Annotated in this window: 17 protein-coding genes and 1 pseudogene; 6 read left to right on the top strand and 12 right to left on the bottom strand. The window is 69.8% G+C overall.

What is annotated here, in order from left to right; all coding sequences use genetic code 11:
* Nucleotides 1-128 precede the first annotated feature (128 nt).
* The 3 genes from Sdi02f_RS09785 to Sdi02f_RS09775 are packed head-to-tail and all read left to right on the top strand — an operon-like array spanning nucleotide 129 to nucleotide 3,678.
* Nucleotides 129-653: a PadR family transcriptional regulator gene (locus Sdi02f_RS09785; RefSeq protein ID WP_030400807.1), complete on the top strand. Its 525-nt coding sequence runs from the start codon at nucleotides 129-131 to the stop codon at nucleotides 651-653.
* Nucleotides 650-1,339 carry an ABC transporter ATP-binding protein gene (locus tag Sdi02f_RS09780; protein WP_030400808.1) on the top strand — a complete coding sequence of 230 codons (690 nt, stop codon included), beginning with the start codon at nucleotides 650-652 and terminating at the stop codon, nucleotides 1,337-1,339. The genes Sdi02f_RS09785 and Sdi02f_RS09780 overlap by 4 nt, the downstream gene beginning before the upstream one ends.
* The gene (locus tag Sdi02f_RS09775) at nucleotides 1,336-3,678 is read left to right on the top strand and encodes an ABC transporter permease (protein ID WP_031184794.1); all 2,343 of its coding nucleotides are present in this window, start codon (nucleotides 1,336-1,338) and stop codon (nucleotides 3,676-3,678) included. The genes Sdi02f_RS09780 and Sdi02f_RS09775 overlap by 4 nt, the downstream gene beginning before the upstream one ends.
* Before the next feature lie 59 nt (nucleotides 3,679-3,737).
* Here the strand turns inward: Sdi02f_RS09775 and Sdi02f_RS09770 are convergent, their stop codons facing one another.
* The gene (locus Sdi02f_RS09770) at nucleotides 3,738-4,676 is read right to left on the bottom strand and encodes a LysR substrate-binding domain-containing protein (protein ID WP_030400810.1); all 939 of its coding nucleotides are present in this window, start codon (nucleotides 4,674-4,676) and stop codon (nucleotides 3,738-3,740) included.
* A gap of 137 nt (nucleotides 4,677-4,813) precedes the next feature.
* Between Sdi02f_RS09770 and Sdi02f_RS09765 the strand changes: the two genes are divergently transcribed.
* Entirely contained in the window at nucleotides 4,814-5,368 is a 555-nt protein-coding gene (locus Sdi02f_RS09765; protein ID WP_030145756.1) for a peroxiredoxin, read from the top strand.
* Between the two features lie 6 nt (nucleotides 5,369-5,374).
* Nucleotides 5,375-5,911, top strand: a complete 537-nt coding sequence (locus Sdi02f_RS09760; protein ID WP_030400811.1) for an alkyl hydroperoxide reductase — start codon at nucleotides 5,375-5,377, stop codon at nucleotides 5,909-5,911.
* A 123-nt stretch (nucleotides 5,912-6,034) separates the two neighbouring features.
* Here Sdi02f_RS09760 and Sdi02f_RS09755 read toward each other — a convergent pair whose 3' ends face one another.
* The 10 genes and pseudogenes from Sdi02f_RS09755 to Sdi02f_RS09700 form a co-directional block, all read right to left on the bottom strand.
* Entirely contained in the window at nucleotides 6,035-7,447 is a 1,413-nt protein-coding gene (locus Sdi02f_RS09755) for an AI-2E family transporter (RefSeq protein ID WP_108933093.1), read from the bottom strand.
* Between the two features lie 150 nt (nucleotides 7,448-7,597).
* Entirely contained in the window at nucleotides 7,598-8,299 is a 702-nt protein-coding gene (locus tag Sdi02f_RS09750) for an aggregation-promoting factor C-terminal-like domain-containing protein (protein ID WP_174843327.1), read from the bottom strand.
* Between the two features lie 459 nt (nucleotides 8,300-8,758).
* Entirely contained in the window at nucleotides 8,759-10,084 is a 1,326-nt protein-coding gene (gene phoH2 / locus Sdi02f_RS09745) for an RNA 5'-3' helicase PhoH2 (protein WP_030400814.1), read from the bottom strand.
* 1,038 nt (nucleotides 10,085-11,122) lie between these two features.
* Nucleotides 11,123-11,905, bottom strand: coding sequence for a class I SAM-dependent methyltransferase (locus tag Sdi02f_RS09730; protein WP_108933092.1), 783 nt, complete (start codon nucleotides 11,903-11,905; stop codon nucleotides 11,123-11,125).
* Nucleotides 11,902-12,787 (bottom strand): annotated as a pseudogene (locus Sdi02f_RS09725) (LLM class flavin-dependent oxidoreductase). Before Sdi02f_RS09725 ends, Sdi02f_RS09730 begins: the two are co-directional and overlap by 4 nt.
* A gap of 49 nt (nucleotides 12,788-12,836) precedes the next feature.
* A complete protein-coding gene (locus Sdi02f_RS09720; protein WP_108933091.1) occupies nucleotides 12,837-13,499 on the bottom strand; it encodes a hypothetical protein in 663 nt (220 codons plus the stop codon).
* Between the two features lie 693 nt (nucleotides 13,500-14,192).
* A complete protein-coding gene (locus tag Sdi02f_RS09715) occupies nucleotides 14,193-15,557 on the bottom strand; it encodes a hypothetical protein (protein WP_108933090.1) in 1,365 nt (454 codons plus the stop codon).
* A complete protein-coding gene (locus tag Sdi02f_RS09710) occupies nucleotides 15,554-15,856 on the bottom strand; it encodes a hypothetical protein (protein ID WP_382183647.1) in 303 nt (100 codons plus the stop codon). Before Sdi02f_RS09710 ends, Sdi02f_RS09715 begins: the two co-directional genes overlap by 4 nt.
* A gap of 125 nt (nucleotides 15,857-15,981) precedes the next feature.
* On the bottom strand, nucleotides 15,982-16,983 hold the full coding sequence (locus tag Sdi02f_RS09705) for a hypothetical protein (RefSeq protein WP_108933089.1): 1,002 nt from the start codon (nucleotides 16,981-16,983) through the stop codon (nucleotides 15,982-15,984).
* A 32-nt stretch (nucleotides 16,984-17,015) separates the two neighbouring features.
* Nucleotides 17,016-17,678, bottom strand: coding sequence for a hypothetical protein (locus Sdi02f_RS09700; RefSeq protein WP_174843326.1), 663 nt, complete (start codon nucleotides 17,676-17,678; stop codon nucleotides 17,016-17,018).
* Nucleotides 17,679-17,958: 280 nt separating this feature from the next.
* Here Sdi02f_RS09700 and Sdi02f_RS09695 point away from each other — a divergent pair, with 280 nt between their 5' ends.
* The gene (locus tag Sdi02f_RS09695) at nucleotides 17,959-18,369 is read left to right on the top strand and encodes a DUF192 domain-containing protein (RefSeq protein ID WP_108933088.1); all 411 of its coding nucleotides are present in this window, start codon (nucleotides 17,959-17,961) and stop codon (nucleotides 18,367-18,369) included.
* A 95-nt stretch (nucleotides 18,370-18,464) separates the two neighbouring features.
* On the opposite strand, the gene Sdi02f_RS09690 is transcribed toward Sdi02f_RS09695, so the two are convergent.
* The gene (locus Sdi02f_RS09690; protein ID WP_030400823.1) at nucleotides 18,465-19,094 is read right to left on the bottom strand and encodes a class I SAM-dependent methyltransferase; all 630 of its coding nucleotides are present in this window, start codon (nucleotides 19,092-19,094) and stop codon (nucleotides 18,465-18,467) included.
* Nucleotides 19,095-19,113 lie beyond the last annotated feature (19 nt).

Here is a 19,113-nt window from a genome sequence, read left to right as displayed (position 1 = left end):
CCCCGTCGTAGCGGAACCGTGACACACACCCTCTGACCTGCGCCGGAACAAGCCGTCCGCACCCGCCGCCACGGTCTCTGCACAGGGCGTATACATGCGGCGTATACACCGTGTGTAGAGTGCTCCGCATGTCCATCGGTCACACCCTCCTGGGGCTCCTGGAGTCCGGGCCGCGCCACGGTTACGACCTCAAGCGCGCCTTCGACGAGAAGTTCGGTCACGACCGGCCGCTGCACTACGGCCAGGTCTACTCGACCATGTCCCGCCTGCTGAAGAACGGCCTCGTCGTGGTCGACGGCATCGAGACCGGCGGCGGCCCCGAACGCAAGCGGTACGCGATCACCGACGAGGGAATCACCGACGTACAGCGGTGGCTCGCCACACCCGAGAAGCCGGAGCCCTACCTCCAGTCGACCCTCTACACCAAGGTCGTCCTCGCGCTCCTCACCCACCGCGACGCCGGCGACGTCCTCGACACCCAGCGCTCCGAACACCTGCGCAGCATGCGCATCCTGACCGACCGCAAGCGCAAGGGCGACCTGGCGGACCAGCTCATCTGCGACCACGCCCTTTTCCACCTCGAGGCCGACCTGCGCTGGCTGGAACTGACCGCCGCGCGCCTCGACAAGCTCCGTGAGGCGGTAGCCCCATGACTGTCCCCGCAGGTTCCCTGCTCTCCGCCCAGGCGCTCCGCAAGGCCTACGGTCCCACCCTCGCCCTGGACGGCGCCGAGTTCTCCATCCACCCCGGCGAGGTCGTCGCCGTCATGGGACCCTCCGGCTCCGGCAAGTCCACCCTCCTGCACTGCCTGGCCGGCATCGTCACCCCCGACTCCGGCACCATCACCTACAACGGACGCGAACTGTCGGCCATGTCCGACGCCCAGCGCAGCGCACTGCGCCGCTCCGACTTCGGGTTCGTCTTCCAGTTCGGCCAGCTCGTACCGGAGCTGACCTGCGTCGAGAACGTCGCCCTGCCCCTGCGCCTGAACGGCACCTCCCGCAAGGAGGCCGAACGCGCCGCACTGACCTGGATGGAACGCCTGGAGGTCGACGACCTCCGCAAGAAGCGCCCCGGCGAGGTCTCCGGCGGCCAGGGCCAGCGCGTCGCAGTGGCCCGCTCCCTCGTCACCAGCCCCCGCGTCCTCTTCGCCGACGAACCCACCGGCGCGCTCGACTCCCTCAACGGCGAACGCGTCATGGAACTCCTCACCGACGCCGCCCGCTCCACGAACGCCGCCGTCGTCCTCGTCACCCACGAAGCCCGCGTGGCCGCCTACTCCGACCGCGAGATCGTCGTCCGCGACGGCAAGTCCCGGGACATGGAGCGGGCCGTATGAGCGTGCGCCAGTGGGCCGCGGACCTGATGCTGGGCGTCCGCTTCGCCTTCACCGGAGGCCGGGAGGGCTGGACCCGGGCCGTACTGACGGCCGTCGGCGTCGGGCTCGGGGTGGCCCTGCTGCTGCTGACCACCGCGATCCCGAGCGCGCTCACCGTCCGGCACGAACGGGAGGCGGCGCGTTCCGACCTCACCTACGCCTCCGACCCCATGCCGAAGGCGAACGACACACTCGTGGTCGCCAGGGTCGACGACTACTTCCGCGACGACGACCTGCGGGGCCGGGCCCTGGAGCCCGAGGGCCCGCGCGCCCCGCTGCCTCCGGGGCTGGAGAAGTTCCCCGCGGTGGGCGAGATGGTGGTCTCCCCCGCCCTGAAGGAACTCCTGGAGTCGGACTCCGGCGCGCTGCTGCGCGAGCGGCTGCCGGACCGGATCGTCGGCACGATCGCGGAGGAGGGGCTGATCGGGTCGGCCGAACTCGCCTACTACCGCGGCGCGGAAGGGCTCGCCGAGCAGATCAACCCGGGCCGGGTCGAGCGCATCGACCGGTTCGGCGACCCCAAGCCGGGTGGGGAGCGGTCCGACCCGGTGCTGCTCCTGCTGATCCTCGTCGTCTTCGTGGTGCTGCTGATGCCGGTCGCGGTGTTCATCGCCGCCGCCGTGCGGTTCGGCGGCGAGCGGCGGGACCGGCGGCTCGCGGCGCTGCGCCTGGTGGGCTCCGACAGCCGCATGACCCGGCGCATCGCCGCCGGTGAGGCCCTGGCCGGCGCGGGCCTCGGGCTGGTCTTCGGCGCCGCGTTCTTCATGATCGGGCGGCAACTCGCAGGTAACGCCGAGGTGTTCCGCATCAGCGTGTTCCCCAGCTACCTCAACCCCTCCCCGCTGCTCGCCCTGCTGGTGGCGGTGGCGGTGCCGGCGGCGGCCGTACTGGTGACGCTGCTCGCGCTGCGCGGGGTGGTCATCGAGCCGCTCGGCGTGGTGCGGGCCGGCCGCCCGGCACGGCGCCGGCTGTGGTGGCGGCTGCTGCTGCCGCTGGCCGGACTGGCGATGCTGTACCCGATGATCGGCAACGGCCGGGACAACGGCGACTTCAACCAGTACCTGGTGACCGGCGGTGTGGTGCTGCTCCTCGTGGGCGTGACCGCGCTGCTGCCGTGGATCGTCGAAAGCGTCGTCGCCCGCCTCGGCTCCGGCGGCGTGGCCTGGCAACTGGCCGTGCGCAGGCTTCAGCTGAGCAGCGGTACGGCGGCCCGCATGGTCAACGGCATCGCGGTGGCCGTCGCGGGGGCGATCGCGCTGCAGATGCTGTTCGCCGGCGTGGACAGCGACTACACCAGGTCCACCGGGCAGGACGTGTCGCGGGCCCAGATGGAGGCGCAACTGTCGAGCGGGGTCCCGATGACCCCGGCGGCCGAGAAGTTCCGCGACACCAAGGGCGTGAAGGCGGTCTACGCCTACTCCGAGGGCTACCTGGGCGACCGCCCCCACGACCCGGAGCACGGCACGATGATCACCGTCGGCGACTGCGCGTCGCTGCGGGAGATCTCCACGCTGCCCTCGTGCGCGGACGGGGACGTCTTCGCCGTCCACGGTGCCGAGTGGGACACCGGTGAGGACATGACGAAGCTGGCCGCCCCCGGCCGGAAGCTGTACTCGGACCCGACCTACGAGGGCGGCCCGAAGCGCCGGGCGGTCCCGTGGACGGTTCCGCAGGGCATCAAGACGGCGAAGGCGCGTGCGGGGCTGGTGGCCGGGACCGACCGGGGCGGCTTCCTGATCACGCCGGGGGCATTGCCGGCCGCGCTCGGGCCGACGCTGGACGGCCACGCCTACCTCAAGCTGGACCAGTCCGTGCCGGACGTGCAGGACCTGGTCCGGAACACCGCCTCGGGCATCGATCGCCTGGCGGACACCGTGACCTGGGCGGAGACCGAGCGCACCAACCGCTTCGACGCCATCCGCACCGGCCTGTTCGTGGGGGCGGCGTGTGTGCTGGCGCTGATCGGCGCCAGTCTGCTGGTCTCGCAGCTCGAGCAGTTGCGCGAACGCAAGAAGCTGCTCTCGGCCCTGGTGGCCTTCGGCACCCGGCGCCGCACGCTGAGCCTGTCGGTGCTGTGGCAGACGGCGATTCCCATCGTGCTCGGCCTGCTGCTGTCCATGATCGTGGGCCTGACCCTGGGCACGGTGCTGCTGAAGATGACGGGCACTCCGGTGCGCGTCGACTGGACGGGCGTGCTGTCCATGACCGGCATCGGTGCGGCGGTCGTCCTGGTGGTGACGCTGTGCAGCCTGCCGCCGCTGCTGCGGCTGATGCGTCCGGAGGGCCTGCGCACGGAGTAGGCCCCGCGCCGACGCACGACCGAGGGACCGGAGGACCGCGCGGGCGGTCGTCCGGTCCCTCAGTCGTGCACCGTCCGCACCGGCAGGTCCGCCATCGCCTCCCGCAGGGCCGCCGCCAGTTCCTCGTACTCCGCCGAGCGCGCCGCGCGCGTGCGCATGGCGAGGGCGACCCGGCGGGTGGGGGCGGGATCGGCGAAGGACGCGGTGAGGAGCTGGCTGGACCGGGAGGTCTCCACGCGCACGGCGGTACGGGGCAGCAGCGTCACCCCGAGGCCGCCCGCCACCAGTTGGACCAGCGTCGACAGTCCGGCGGCCGAGGTCGTGGCCGGGACGCCCGCGCGGCCCGCCTCCCGGCAGATGTCGAGCGCCTGGTCGCGCAGGCAGTGTCCCTCGTCGAGCAGCAGCAGCTTCAGCTCGCGCAGCACCGAGCGCTCGATGCCCTCCCGGCCGCCGAGCCGGTGGTCGAGCGGGGTGACCAGGACGAAGTCCTCGTCGAAGAGCGGGAGTTCGGTGACGCCGGGGACACCGAGCGGCACCGCGAGCAGCAGCAGGTCGAGCCGGCCGGACGTCAGGCCCTCCAGCAGGCTCGCCGTCTGCTCCTCGTGGACCTGGAGGTCGAGGTCGGGGTAGCGGTCGTGGACCAGACGCAGCACCGTCGGCAGCAGGTACGGCGCGACGGTCGGGATGACGCCGAGCCGCAGCGCGCCGGTGAAGGGCGCCCGTACCGCCTCCGCCTCCTCCAGCAGCGCGCCGACCTCCGCCAGTACCGCCTTGGTCCGCACCGCGAGCCGTTCACCGGCCGGCGAGAGCAGCACCTTGCGCGTCGTACGCTCCAGGAGGGTGACACCCAGTGCCTCCTCCAGGGCGGAGACGGCCCCGGAGAGCGCCGGCTGGCTCATGCCGATCGCGGCGGCGGCGTCGCGGAAGTGCAGGTGTTCGGCGACCGCGTCGAAAGCCCGCAGTTGGGCGAGGCTGGGCTGCCTCTTCCGTCCCGGCACTAATAGCCACCTCCGATCAACTCGACCGAGTGTAGCTATTTCACTAATCAATGCACCCTGTGCCAACATCATGAACGTCCAACCCGTGGGATACGCCTGCAAAACGGGCGTTTCCTCGCTGCACTTTTGGAGAGCGCGTGCTCACTGTCGGTGACAAGTTCCCCGAGTTCGATCTGACCGCCTGCGTCTCGCTGGAGAAGGGCAAGGAGTTCCAGCAGATCAACCACAAGACCTACGAGGGTCAGTGGAAGGTCGTCTTCGCGTGGCCCAAGGACTTCACCTTCGTGTGCCCGACCGAGATCGCCGCCTTCGGCAAGCTGAACGACGAGTTCGCCGACCGTGACGCCCAGATCCTCGGCTTCTCCGGCGACTCCGAGTTCGTCCACCACGCCTGGCGCAAGGACCACCCGGACCTGACCGACCTGCCGTTCCCGATGATGGCCGACTCCAAGCACGAGCTGATGCGGGACCTCGGCATCGAGGGCGAGGACGGCTTCGCGCAGCGCGCCGTCTTCATCGTGGACCAGAACAACGAGATCCAGTTCACGATGGTCACCGCCGGCTCCGTCGGCCGTAACCCCAAGGAGGTCCTGCGGGTCCTCGACGCCCTGCAGACCGACGAGCTCTGCCCGTGCAACTGGAGCAAGGGCGACGAGACCCTGGACCCGGTCGCGCTGCTGTCGGGGGAGTGAACTGACATGTCCCTCGACTCCCTGAAGTCCGCCATACCGGACTACGCCAAGGACCTGAAGCTCAACCTCGGCTCGGTCATCGGCAATTCCGACCTCCCGGCGCAGCAGCTCTGGGGCACCGTGCTGGCGACCGCCATCGCCTCGCGCTCCCCCATCGTGCTGCGCGAGCTGGAGCCGGAGGCGAAGGCGAACCTGTCGCCGGAGGCGTACGCGGCCGCCAAGTCGGCCGCGGCCGTCATGGCGATGAACAACGTCTTCTACCGCACCCGGCACCTGCTGTCGGACCACGAGTACGGCACCCTGCGCGCCGGTCTGCGGATGAACGTCATCGGCAACCCGGGCGTCGACAAGGTCGACTTCGAGCTGTGGTCCTTCGCGGTGTCCGCCATCAACGGCTGCGGCATGTGCCTGGACTCGCACGAGCAGGTGCTCCGCAAGGCCGGCGTGGACCGCGAGACGATCCAGGAGGCGTTCAAGATCGCCGCCGTGGTCGAGGCCGTCGGCGTCACGCTGGACGCCGAGGCGGTCCTGGCCGCCGAGTAGTCCCGCCCCGCAGGGGCACGCACGGCACGGGCCCCGCCCACCGAGAGGTGGGCGGGGCCCGTTCTCATACCGGTGCAGGCGGGGCCCGTTCTCATACCGGTGCCGGAGGGGGTCGTCGCCGCGCTACGCCGGGGAGGCGTCCGACGGCGGACCGGCCTCCGGCGGCTCCTGGGGGCCCTTGGTCTGAGGCGAACCCGGCGCCCGGTCGATCGCCGGGGCGGCGTCGCTCGACGTGGCCCCGTGAGGCCTGGGTTGCTGCCGCAGGGCGGCCTCACGGGAGTACGCCCGCAAGTAGCCCACGACGGTGTTGGTCACCGCCACCAGGGGCACGGCGACCACGGCGCCGCCGATGCCGGCCACCATGCCGCCGGCGGCCACCGACAGCACCACCGCCAGCGGATGGACCCGCACCGCCCTCCCGAGGATGAACGGCTGCAGGATGTGCCCCTCGATCTGCTGCACCGCCAGCACCACGACCAGCGTCATGACCGCGGCGAACACGCCCTGCGTCACCAGCGCCACGACGACCGCGAGCGCGCCCGAGACCACGGCGCCGACGAGCGGGATGAAGGCGAACAGGAAGATGAACACGGCCAGCGGGACGGCCATCGGCACGTCGAGGAAGTAGATGCCGAGGCCGATGAAGATGGCGTCGATCAGCGCGACGATCACCGTGCCGCGCACATAGGCGGTCAGCGTCCGCCAGGCGCGCGGGCCGGCCCCGGCCACACCCGGGCGGGCGGCCGCGGGCACCAGCTTCAGCGTCCACTGCCAGATGCGCCTGCCGTCGTAGAGCAGGAAGAGCGTCGAGAAGGCGGCGAGCAGGATGCCGGTGAGCGCCTCGACCACGACCGTGACGCCCTCGAGTCCCGCCGAGGTTATCTGGTCGGTGTTGGCGCCGACCGCCTCGCGCAGGCTCTTGGCGATCTCGTTGATCTGCTTGTCGGTGACGTGGAAGGGGCTGTTCAGCAGCCAGTTGCGCAGTTCGTCGATGCCGTTCTGGACCTGGTCGGAGAGGTTGTCGATGTTCTCCATGACCTGCCAGGTGACGAACCAGCCGATCAGGCCCATCACCACGAAGCCCAGGATCGCCGTCAGGGCGGTGGCCGGCCCCCGGGGCACCCCGTGCCGGCGCAGCCAGGACACGGCCGGCTGCAGCAGCGCCGTGATCAGCAGCGCGGCCACGAACGCCAGCACCACCAGCTGTACGGCGCTGATGATGCGCATCAGCACCCACAACGTGCCCGCGAGCACCAGCAGCCGCCACCCGGCCTCCGCGGCCACCCGCACGCCCCAGGGCACGGCCTGCGCCGGATCGGGGCGGTTGTCGACGACGACCGTGTGGTGCTCGGCGAAGTGCTCCTCGGCGGCGTCCTCGGCCAGGTCGTCCCCGGAGCGCGGCACGTGGCCGGCCACCGGCCCCGGCCCGTCGTCGGCGTCGTGCCGCCGCGCCTCCTGCCGGCGCTGCTCCAACCGCTCGCTCATGTGCGTCAGTCCGGCGCCGAGCCGGCCGAGCCACCCTGGCACTCGTGACATGATCCGTCCTCTTCCCCCGTCTTTCCCCACCACTCCCCCCGGAGTCGTTCCGGTCCGACCGTACATGGCGGGAGCGCGAAAGCCCCTCACCGTAGGACGGCGAGGGGCTGCGCGAGGTTGAGCGCGGACCGGGGGTCCGGGTGGCGGGGCTCAGTACCAGTGGTTGGCCTGCCAGAAGGCCCAGGCGTCGCACGGGCTGCCGTAGCGGTTGTCCATGTAGCTGAGGCCCCACTTGATCTGGGTGGCCGGGTTGGTCCGCCAGTCGGCGCCCGCCGAGGCGTACTTGCCCGCCGGGAGCGCCTGGAAGAGGCCGTAGGCGCCGGAGGAGGGGTTGACCGCCTGGTAGTTCCAGCTCGACTCGTGGTTCACGATGTTGCTGAAGCACTGGAACTGGCCGCTGGGCACCATCTGGCGGGCCATCGCCTGGATCTGGCTGGTGCTGTAGGAGCTCTGGACGGCGAAGGTGGTGGCGTCGCGCTGGGCGTCGCGGCTGGCGGCGGCCTTCTTCTCCGCCTCGCGCTCCTTGGCGTCCTCGGCCGCCTTCCTGGCCTTCTCCTGCTTGGCCACGGCGGTCTGGGCGGCTGCCTTGCGGGCCGCCTCCTCGGCGTCCTTCTTGGCGCTCGCGTCCGCGGCGATGGCCTGCACGTCGGCCTGATGCGTCAGGGACGCGGTCTGTACCTGCGCCTGCTCACCCATGGGGATGTCGGCGAGCAGCGTCGTGCCTGCTGCCGTCGCCTCCGCGTCGTCGTTGTTCTGCGCGACGCTGCCCGAGGCAACTCCGACGACGCTTCCGACGGCGGTGACCGCCGTGGCCGAGGCCACTGCGAATCCCCGGACCGAGATCCGGCTCACACGGTTTCCTTCCAGCATCGCCCGCATCGGTGACCCTCGCGGACGCAATCGTGCCCCTGGCACTGGCCTCCCCAACTACGGGTCACGGGAGGCGCGGGCCCGGTGGACAACTCCCCTTGCGGGGAGCGCCGCGTGGTGCTCGGGCGGCATACGACTCGACTATGGAGTTGGCTCTGGTGCTTCTGGGGCGCCGTACCGCTGGGGGCACGGCTGTGTCGTATGCGGGGCCTGACAGGAATGAGACTCTGCCGTAACCCGGCGGGGTGAGGCAATTCTGTGTTGCGTGTGAAAGCTCACATCTCGTTTGGCCCAGGGGATTCACGGAAATCCGCACACACCAAGGCGCCGCCCGGCTAGGCTCTGGGCCTTCCGGACGGCGCCGAACTGACGGGTAACCGGCCCTGACCGGGTCGGAGTTCCCGTACGGGCGTCAAACGGCCCGGACGGGTGACAGACGGATCAGATGTGCCCGTCCTCCAGCATTTCGGTCACGAGCGCGGCGATCTGGGACCGCTCGGAGCGCGTCAGGGTGACGTGCGCGAAGAGCGGATGCCCCTTCAGCTTCTCGACGACGGCCACCACTCCGTCGTACCGGCCGACCCGCAGGTTGTCCCGTTGGGCCACGTCATGGGTGAGGACGACCCGCGAGTCGGCCCCGATCCGGGACAGCACGGTCAGCAGGACGTTGCGCTCGAGCGACTGGGCCTCGTCGACGATGACGAACGCGTCGTGCAGCGAGCGCCCCCGGATGTGGGTGAGCGGCAGCACCTCCAGCATCCCGCGCGCGGTCACCTCCTCGATGACCTCCCGGCTGGTGACGGCCGACAGCGTGTCGAAGACCGCCTGCGCCCAGGGGCTCATCTTCTCGGCCTCGGAGCCGGGCAGATAGCCGAGCTCCTGCCCGCCCACCGCGTACAGCGGACGGAAGACCATCACCTTCTGGTGCTGCCGGCGTTCGAGCACGGCCTCCAGCCCGGCGCACAGCGCGAGCGCCGACTTGCCGGTGCCGGCCCGGCCGCCCATCGACACGATCCCGACGTCCGGGTCGAGGAGCAGGTCGAGCGCGATCCGCTGCTCGGCGCTGCGGCCCTTGATGCCGAACGCCTCCCGGTCGCCGCGCACCAGCCGGACACCGCCGTCGGGCGCGACCCGGCCGAGGGCCTTGCCGCGCTCGGACTGGATGGTCAGCCCGGTGTGCACGGGCAGCTCGGCGGCCTCGGGGACGTGGATCCGGCCCTCCTCGAAGAGGATGTCCACCTGCTCGCCCGACAGGGTGAGTTCGGACATCCCGGTCCAGCCGGAGGCGTCCGTGATGGCCAGCTCGGCCCGGTACTCCTCGGCGAGGAGACCCACGGAGGACGCCTTGATCCTGAGCGGCAGGTCCTTCGACACGACGGTGACGTCGAACCCCTCGGCCTGCAGGTTCCGGGCGACCGCGAGGATGCGGGAGTCGTTGTCCCCCAGGCGGTAGCCGGTGGGCAGCACGCTGGGGTCCGAGTGGTTGAGCTCGACGCGGACGGTGCCGCCCAGGTCCCCGATCGGGAGGGGGGCGTCGAGGCGACCGTGCCGCACCCGGAACTCGTCGAGCAGGCGCAGGGCCTGCCGGGCGAAGTAGCCGAGCTCGGGATGGTGCCGTTTGGCCTCCAACTCCGTCACCACGACGATGGGGAGCACGACCTCGTGCTCGTCGAAGCGGCTCAGGGCGTTCGGGTCGGCCAGCAGGACGCTGGTGTCGAGAACGTAGGTGCGCCTGTCGGGCTTGTGGCGCTTTGTGCTGGTCACCACGGAAGGACGTACCCCCTCGGAAGAGGTCGGGGAGCGACGGAGTGGAACGGGGCCGGGAGGGCGGGAACGAGCCGGCCGGTCCGGCCGAGCCGACCGGTCCGGGGCCTGTCGCGCAGACCGTGAGGGCCGCCCTGCACTGGCGCGGGCCGCGGACCGGCCCTCCGCCGCGTCTTCCGTGCCGTGACCGCACGGTGGGGCTGGTGCAAAGGGCCTCCCGGGCGGACGGCTCCGTGCCGCCCGCTGAGATACGACACCCGTGGTTCGGGCGTCGACCTGCTTGGGTTATGCCCTCGAACAAGCGCCGCCATGCCACGACACGGGGCGGCGCACCGGTGAACTCCTCATGACGGCGGTACCACTCGCGGGCGCCGGCACGGAGGGAACGGACGGGCGCAGCGGCGAGGGGCCTCGCCGACACCAGAGGGACCTCGCCGACACCACTGGAAGGAACGAAAAACGGGCCGGTCCGTGGGGGGGGGATACGGACCGGCCCGAGGGGGGGTTTCCACCATAACCCTTCGTAAGTGATGCTGCGTGCATCGGCGTGCCACAATTACTCTCCGCAGTTACCCGGCGACGCCCGGATCACCACGGAAGCCCCCATTCCGTCCCGAATCCCGACCGGCCGAGCGGCACCGGCAACCCGGCCGACCGGACGTGCCCGGCACCGCGCAGCCCCCTCCACTGCGCGGTGCCACGCGCGTAGCTTTGCTCACGCGAATTGCCTGGTCCGAACCTACGCGACCGGGCGGCCCGGGTTCGACCCGAAAAGAACACCGGTGAATAACGATGTGGAAACCCTGTGAGAGCCGACGGCGGTGACGGCACCCTGCGACCGCGCACGCCGACAGGTGCGACGGCGCGGCGCTTACGCCCGGACATTCCACGCCGTGAGGCACGGACACGGTGACGCCGGATGCCGTGGACGCCGGGGCGCCGGGGCGACCGGGGCCGCTGGGACCACCGGAAGCACCCGGACCACCGGGACCACCGGGGCCGCCGGGGCCGCCGGGGCCGCCGGGGCCGCCGGCAAGAGCCTCAGCGCTTGCGCGCCTCGAAGAGATGACGGGAGCTGTGGGCGACGAAGGGGCCGTCGGCCCGGATGCGCTCGTGCAGGTCGCGCAGCCGGTCGCGGTACGCCTCGACGGTGAACCCGGGGACCATCCACACCACCTTGCGCAGGAAGTGGACGACGGCCCCGACGTCGAAGAACTCCATCCGCAGCCGCTCCGACCGCAGCTCCACGACCTCCAGCCCGGCCGCCTCGGCGTCGGCACGCTCGCGCTCGGGATCACGGTGCCGGCGCGTCGCCTCCGGCAGCGGCCCGAGGAAGTACTCGATGAGTTCGAAGACGCTGGCGGGCCCGACGTGCTGGGCGAAGTAGGCACCGCCGGGCGCGAGCACGCGGGCGATCTCGTCCCAGTGCGGCTCGACGGGATGCCGGCTCACGACCAGGTCGAAGGCGCCGTCCGCGAAGGGCAGGGGCGCGTCGTCGGCCGAGGCGACCACCGGAACGCCCCGCGGACGCAGCAGCCGGGTGGCCTCGGCGACGTTGGGCGCCCATCCCTCGGTGGCGACGACGAGCGGGGCCCGGTCCGGACCGGCGGCCCGGAGGGCGAAGTCCAGCACCTCCCCTCCCCCGGTCTGCACGTCCAGTACGGCGGTGGCGGACCCGGCCAGCCGCTCGGCCAGGGACCGCGCGTACCCCCAGGACGGCCGGGCCTCGGTGGCCCGCCCCTCGAACCAGGAGAAGTCCCACCCCTCGGTGGGAACGGAGGCCCCCTCGGCCACGAGCTCGTCGAAGGAACGGGGGCCGGTCACGCCCGTGCCTCCACGAGGGGCCGGACCCGCTCCGCGGCGAACCGCACGAACCCCTCCGGGTCGGGCTCGTCCCCGGTTCGGCTGCAGGACCACGGTGTCCGCCCCGGCCTCGGCCAGCCTCCGTACGGCGTCGGCGACGGCCTCCGCGTCCCCCGCGACCCCAAGCCCCGGCACGTCCCCGACGCCCTCGGCGACCAGCTCGGCGCGCACCCGCTCACGGGCATCGCTCCCCGTGGCGGCGAGCAGATACACGACGACCCGGTGCCCGTCGTCCCCGCGTCCGCCGGCCTCCCGTCCTTCGTCGACGAGACGCCGGGCACGGCGCACTCCGTCGGGCGGGGTGTTCGCGGTGAGCACGGTCCCGTCGGCGGCCTCACCGGCCAGCCGCAGCGACCGGGGCCCGGTGGCACCGGCGAAGACCTCGGCCCCCTGTTCCGGCGGCCAGTCCAGGCCGACGTCGTCGAGCCGGACGTAACGCCCCTCCACGGTCACCCTCTCCCCTCGCAACAACGCCCGCAGCGCGAGGAGGTGCTCCCGCAGCAGAGTGAGGGGCGACTCGACCCGCGCCCCGACCTGCCCCATCCAGTCCTGCACCCCGTGCCCCACGCCGAGGACGGCACGGCCGGGGAACATCCGGTGCAGCGTGGCGGCCTCCATCGCGGTGAGGGCCACGTTCCGCAACGGCACGGGCAACAGCCCGACCCCGACCCGCACCCGCTCGGTCCACGCGAGGACAGCGGCGGCCGAGGAGATCCCGCCCTCGCGGAAACAGTCCTCCCACAGCCACAGCTCCTCCAGTCCCGTCTCGTCGGCAACGCGTGCCACGGCACGCAGTCGCTCGGGGGCGAGCTGAGGACGGAGTACGGCACCGAGTCCAGTCATCCGCCCTTCCTACCTTCGGCCGCGCCCCCCGGACAACACCATTAGGACATTAGGACAGCGCCCCCAGCGGATCCGTGAAGCGAACGGTGTCGGCGATCCCCTCCAGCACCGCCCGGTACTCCGCCCTGCGCGTGGCCGCGGTACTGCTGACCGTCAACACGGCCAGCCGCTTGCAGTCGGGGTGGGGGAGGTGGGCGTGGACCTGAAGCAGGGGAAGCCGGGGAAGCGGGCTGCCCGTCATCGGCGGACGCAGGGTCTCACTGACGGTGGCAGGACCGCAGGGCAACTCGAGGTACGCGACCCGCCGGTGCCCGTCCGGGGCGGTAACGGCACGAGCAGCGGTCGCGGCCCGGGAAGCCACGGGGGTGTCCTGCCAGGTGATGGTGAAGAGGGAGAGCAGGGGCTGTCCACCGCCGCCGACGTCGTCACGGTGCAGGCCGAGGGAGCAGTGGACTGTGCCGAACCCGCACAGGGCCCCGAGCATCTGCTGCCCCAGGGCGAGTTGCGCGACGAACTGCTGGCGCACCCATGCGCTGGGCGCCGCTTCGAGCAACGGGGCAACGGCCTCGCACATCGCTTCGGCCTCTGGAGAGCCGGGTTTGGCTAGCAGGGAAGTGAGGGGCAGCGGAATAAAGCCGGAGGGCTCAGCGAACCACAGTTCCGATTGCTCGTCGGTCACAGCATCATCCACGTAGATGCGCGGTGTACTCATAGCAGCTTCCTACACGTCTCAGAGGAAATGGAGTGATCAGCCGGACGAGCTTCATGCGCACTGCTATCAGGACTGGAACCCAAGCCGCGGAGCCGCTCACCATCCTGGGGATTCATCCGCTGTTCGATGACGTGCATACGCCGAGGTACCCTTCCCCTCCTTGCGGGCGCGGCAATGACTCCAGCCAGGCGAACATCCCCCGCGAACCAAACTTCCTCAATCTGAGATTTCAGGTGTGGCTTGGCGCGAGGAGCCATACGCCGACACCACCAGTTCAGGCGCAGGTGTCGGGTAAAAACCAGCGGCAGCGACTGCCCTGGACGAGAGTAATCTGGCAACTCAAACCAGCCGTAGTGCTCACTGGATACCCCTGGCCTATCAGTCAGTCCATGAGGAGCCCGTTGCACAACTTGCCAACGATGGGTACGTAAAATTCGTAGCATCGACACAGCTGCCGGAAAGTAACGCAGCTGCGTCAGTGCACGGTAGGGGCCATAGACAAAGTATGGGAGAAACACCCAGACCAGCCAGTCGGCCGAGTACACCGAGACACCCAGCAATAGCACCCATCCGCCCACCCAGCCAAAGAACCCGACAACATTCATCGCCATGTGACGGAGCCAAGCTCGGCGGGTGGGCCGGTGATCCCATGCAGTCGTGCAGACGTCAGGGTCCACGAGTCTTTCCTCCTGCTCAACGACAGAACACGTATCGTGCAATCTCTACCAGGCCCCCGCCGTCGAGAATGAGGCGTGAGCCGTCGACGCCAGCAACAGCGCCGTCCTTGATTCCGTCGTCTTCCGCGTCCACGACCTTGTTGTACAAACCGAACCCTCCAGTACCAACACCGACCATGCCCGAAGTGCCGGCAACGACGTTGGCCGCTCTACCAGGGTCACTGAACCCTCGCACTGCACGGGCGACCATCGAATTCTCCAGGTTCGCGATTGCCCCGGCCTCGTCGAGAACCTTGGAGCCATAGGTTCCGGCTCGCTGCCAGAAATCCAGCACTTGTCCGCTGCGACGAACGGTTCGCGTAGCTGCGAAGGTACCCTTGGCCACCGCCGCGACACCCGGCAGAGCACCCGCCGCGTCAGCTCCCACCGAGACGGCGTTACTCCAGAAATCGGCATCGAACTCCCCCTTCGTCATTCCGTCCCACAAAGAAGCACGCACCTCCGAGTCCGCGAGCCGGAGGCCAACCGCGACGATGCTCAGCCCGGAAGCCGTGAGCATCAAGGCGGCAACCGTCGCAACGCTCCACCCCAGCGGCCCCGACAGAAGAAGCGCCGCAACCCCGATCAGCCCCGCCACGAAACTCAGAATGTCCGGCAGATTGTCGCCCAGCCAGTCGAGTGCCTCGTCGAACCAACCCGGTTCATGCGGCACCAACTTCTTTGTGGCGTCCCGGATCTTCCGCGCCCGGTACCCCGCCTTCTCCTCATGCTCCTCGGCCAGCCTCTCCGCCTTGCCGATGATCTTCTTCAGCTCGGCCTGGGCATCGTCGAGGTCACCGTTCGCGCGCGTGAGGGCCTTCTCCGCGGCGTCACCCTCAGCCCCGTCCTTCTTCAGACCGGGATCATGGCCCGCCGCGTCCGCACGTCCCTGCGCCCGATCCACCGCGGCCTGGGCGTCCTTCGCCTCGCCCTCCAGCTTCCTGGCCCGCCGCTGGAAGTCGTCGAGTTCGCCCTCCCAGCGATCCAGTTGCCGGGCCGCCTTGCGAATCGAGTGCGCCGCGTTCTTCAGGTTCAGCGGCAACGGCCCGCCGTCCAACTGCTCGCGGAACGCGACGGCCGCGTCACCCTTCCAGTAGCTGCCGTCGAGCAGTTTGGTGACGAGGTCGTACGCCTCCTGCAGCACCTTCGCGCAACCGCTGAGCTTCTTCTCCAGCCCCCGCACGGTCTCCGTGTCCCCCGGTACCGGATTGAAGCCCAGGTGCGGATACTCCGGGTTCGGAATGGACGGCGCGGACTTCAGTCCCTGCGGTTTGCCCAGGTCCGACCGCGACTGCGGATCGAGGGCAGCACCGTACGTGTCCTGGCCGGCTGGGACGGTCACTTCTCGCCGCCGCCCTTGGCCGCCTCGCGCGACTCCCGCAGCGCCGCCTCGAGCGCCTTGTCGACCTCGAGGTAACTGTCCTTGCTCTTGCCGATGATGTCGGCAAGGTCCTCCGTCTGCTTGCCGATCTCCTCGGAGCCGTACTTCCAGTCGTCCTGAAAGGCTTCGCACGCCGAGTCGAGATCGTCCGTGCCCAGCCCGACGATCGTCGCGTCCGACAACGCCTTCCGAACGCCCCTGAGCGAAGTCGACGACTCCTTCAGCGACTTCATGAACCGTCCGAGTTCGTCACCGTCCACGGCAAGCCGCTCCGCCACCCGCCCGTCCCCTCTCACCGGTCCACTGCACCGATGAGAGGAACGACGGCATCCGTTCTTCGTGACGCCCCGACGACCGCTGCCGCTCTGACGACTGGCAGGACCGCTCAGCGGTTGACGGCCTGGATCTCCTGGACGACGACGCCCTGCTCTCCTCCGAAGTCACCGTCAGGCAGCGGTTGCTCCCCGGCGACACCGGTGCCGGTCCAGTGGATCTTCCAGGTGACCGTCGCCTTGAGCTGGTACGACCCGTTGCCGGACGCACGCAGATACTTGACGCCACACGGCGGCGTCTTCTCGGCCTTGCCTCTCGCGTAGGGCTCACCGATCGTGCCGTTCACGGCCTCGCAGACCCCCGACGCCGGGAAGGTCTGGGCGTCCGCCGTACCCGGGTCGATCTTCACCGACACCGGCTCCGCCGTGGTAGTCGCCTCGACTCCCAGTAGAGGCACCGAAGCCGTCACCGACACAAGCTTGAAGTCCGTTGCGTCGAGCCACGCCCACGTCGGCAGGTTCACCTTCGTCGCCCCCGCGGGCCTCAGCTCCACCTCCGTGGTGGGAACACGGATCTCCGCATAGGCGAGTTGTGCGAGGACCTCCGGTGTGATCGCCTGTGGGATGTCCGCCGGCGGGTCATCACCGGTGTCCACCCAAAAGGCGTCCTCGTTACAGTCGAGCGCTCCCGGGTCGCCCTCCCGTCCGGGCGTAACGTAGGAGTCCCAGAAGTAGCCCTTGCCGGCCTTCTCCTTGTTGAAGTCCTTGTACGGGTGCCCGTTCACGTACTTGTCGCGCTGCTGGGCATCCCACTGATAGCCCGTCGACTCGGCTTCCCAGACGGGCTCCTTGGCCTTCTTGAGCTGCTCCGGGGTGTACCTGGGGGCGTAGTAGCAAGCGGGCGGCGTCCAGTTCGTCGCAGTGGCCACGGGGCCGACGGATGCTCCAGAGCCGTTCTTGGACCGGTCGTAGACGACTGCGCCAGCGGTCGCCGAGACGGTCCCCTTCCCGTCGGAGCCACCGTGGGCACCCGTACTCGGCGACTGCGCGCCCCCGCCGATTTCGTTGTCGGCGACTGCGGGAGCTGTCGCGCCGGTGAAGACAGCGGCGGTCACGACTGATGCGGCGAGGACACGAGCGGCTGAATTCAGGGCTGGCACTTGTCACTCCCCCTCTGGGACAGCATCTTCTGTACAGCCCAGACACCCTTGTCGTTCTTGGTCAACTGGGTGTTATACAGCACGTAGCTGTTCTTGGTCACCGGCGTTTTGTTGATCTTCTTGGGCTTGAGGTACATGTCATACGCTTTGCCCTGGTCTTCGCAGTACACGAGCGAGGCACTGTCATTGCCACGAATGTTGACCACCGCGTCGTAGAAGCGGTATGCCCCCGTCACTCGTGCATTCTCCTTGACGTAGGCCTGGATGAACTCCTGCGTACCGGCAGCGGCCTCGCCCTCGTAGTAGTAGAGGTACGCCTTGTCGAGCGGATCCTGGTTGACGATCGCCAGATCCACGGCCTTGATGGACTGCTCGCTGTCGGCAAGGACCGCGTCCTTGTCCTTGTCACCCGTCTTGGGCCAGTCGAAGGTGTAGGAGAGGTCCGCAGGCAGGTCGATCTTCGGCCGGTCGGGCTCCGCCGAGTCGGTCGCGGTCGGTGACGCCGACGGGGTGGAACTACCCGTGTCCGCCCCAGCGATCTCGTCCGCTCCCTTGCCGGAACTGTCGTCGCTTCCGCACGCGGACAGCGTCAGGGCCGCAGCGGCGGTCAGCGTGAGCGCTGCGAGCAAGGTGGGGCGGCGGCGATTCACGGTCAGCTCCTGGGTGGGACGAGGCTTCTCTCGAGCGAAGTAACGCTATCCACCCGGGTCGAGCGGCACCAGGGTGACGCCGGTCTCCCTGCCGTGTCGCGTGGGGCGAAGTCAGTGGGACGTGTGACTTCTTGGGCCGTAACAGTTGCGCAACGCACCGGCGGTGGTGAACGGGAGGAGGGGGCGGCGCAGTTGATCGCGCCATGCAGTCCGTTCCCGATGGATACATTCGGCAGGGCAGGCGGGGCCGGGGGACCAACCAGGTCGAGGAGGTACCGGTATGGGGCGGCGGCGCTGGCCGGACGGGGCAGGGGTGCTGGTCGTGGAGGGGCGGGCCGGCGGCGGGAGCGTTCGCGTTCCGGTGGAGGTCGCGCGTTCCTATCGCGCCCGGACCAAGGGGTTGTTGGGCCGCGACTCCGTTGACGGGGCGATGCTGCTGACACCTGCGAGCAGCGTGCACACGTTCCGGATGCGGATGGCCATCGACGTGGCGTACCTCGACCGGCGGCTCACCGTCATCGCCGTGCGCACCATGCGGCCGGGCAGGCTGGGGCTGCCCCGGATGCGTGCGCGGCATGTCCTGGAGGCGGAGGCCGGGGCGATGCACGCGTGGGGAGTACGTGTGGGGGCGCGGGTGGAGATCCTTCAGGGCCCGGCAGACCCGGTCGGCGGAACCGGTCGGCGGGACTAGAGCCTGTCTGACAATTCGCGTTAGATCAGCGAACCTCTGCCGAGTTGGCAGTCCCGAGTTGCGCTGGCAGTCCGGCAGGTATTTCCGGGCAGGACCTACGCGCGGCGGGCCAACAGATGGGCGTCGAGGAAGCCCCGCTCGGAGGCCGGATCGTGGAGCAGCCGGGCGAAGGGAACGAGCCCGGCATCGGCCAGTAGTTCAGCGAGGCGATCCGTCGGCCAGCTGTAGGCAGGCGCCACCTTGTGGTCGAACTGGACCGGTTCCTGTCCGTCGGTCCCGAAGAAGGAGACCAGGAGCAGACCATCCGGCGCCAGGACGCGTGCCTGCTCGGCGAGCAGCTCCGGCAGTTCTCCCGGAGGGGTGTGGATCATCGAGTAATGGGCCAGCACGCCGCCGAGCGAGGCGTCCTCGATCGGCAGGGATTCCATCCGCGCCTCCTGGAAGCGCAGCGTCGGATGGGCCTGCCGGGCGTGGTCGATCATGCCGGGGGCGAGGTCTAGTCCGAAGGCGTCCAGGCCCAGTTCGTGCAGCATGGCTGTCAGATGTCCGGGTCCACACCCGACGTCGGCTGCCCGCGGGTTGCCCGTAGCGCGCACCAGCTCGGCGAAGGTGCCGATCATGGTCCGGGAGAATGGCTGTTCCTCCAGCCGGTTTGCGAACAGCGATGCGTACAGCTCGACGACTCCGTCGTAGGCCGCCCTGGTCTCGTCCTGATGATTCGCCACGGGCAGGACTCTATGGCGG

This window comes from Streptomyces ardesiacus (assembly GCF_003112575.1).
GTDB lineage: Bacteria > Actinomycetota > Actinomycetes > Streptomycetales > Streptomycetaceae > Streptomyces > Streptomyces ardesiacus.
The sequence above is the reverse complement of the archived record's forward strand: the minus strand, read 5'-3'. Positions and strand labels throughout refer to the sequence as shown.

Bases quoted from the DNA above. Each gene is read 5' to 3' on its own strand.
- Sdi02f_RS09760 (WP_030400811.1), top strand. From the start codon at position 5,375: ATGTCCCTCGACTCCCTGAAGTCCGCCATACCGGACTACGCCAAGGAC.
- Sdi02f_RS09775 (WP_031184794.1), top strand. From the start codon at position 1,336: ATGAGCGTGCGCCAGTGGGCCGCGGACCTGATGCTGGGCGTCCGCTTC.
- Sdi02f_RS09695 (WP_108933088.1), top strand. From the start codon at position 17,959: ATGGGGCGGCGGCGCTGGCCGGACGGGGCAGGGGTGCTGGTCGTGGAG.
- Sdi02f_RS09755 (WP_108933093.1), bottom strand. From the start codon at position 7,447: ATGTCACGAGTGCCAGGGTGGCTCGGCCGGCTCGGCGCCGGACTGACG.
- Sdi02f_RS09780 (WP_030400808.1), top strand. From the start codon at position 650: ATGACTGTCCCCGCAGGTTCCCTGCTCTCCGCCCAGGCGCTCCGCAAG.
- Sdi02f_RS09785 (WP_030400807.1), top strand. From the start codon at position 129: ATGTCCATCGGTCACACCCTCCTGGGGCTCCTGGAGTCCGGGCCGCGC.
- Sdi02f_RS09720 (WP_108933091.1), bottom strand. From the start codon at position 13,499: ATGAGTACACCGCGCATCTACGTGGATGATGCTGTGACCGACGAGCAA.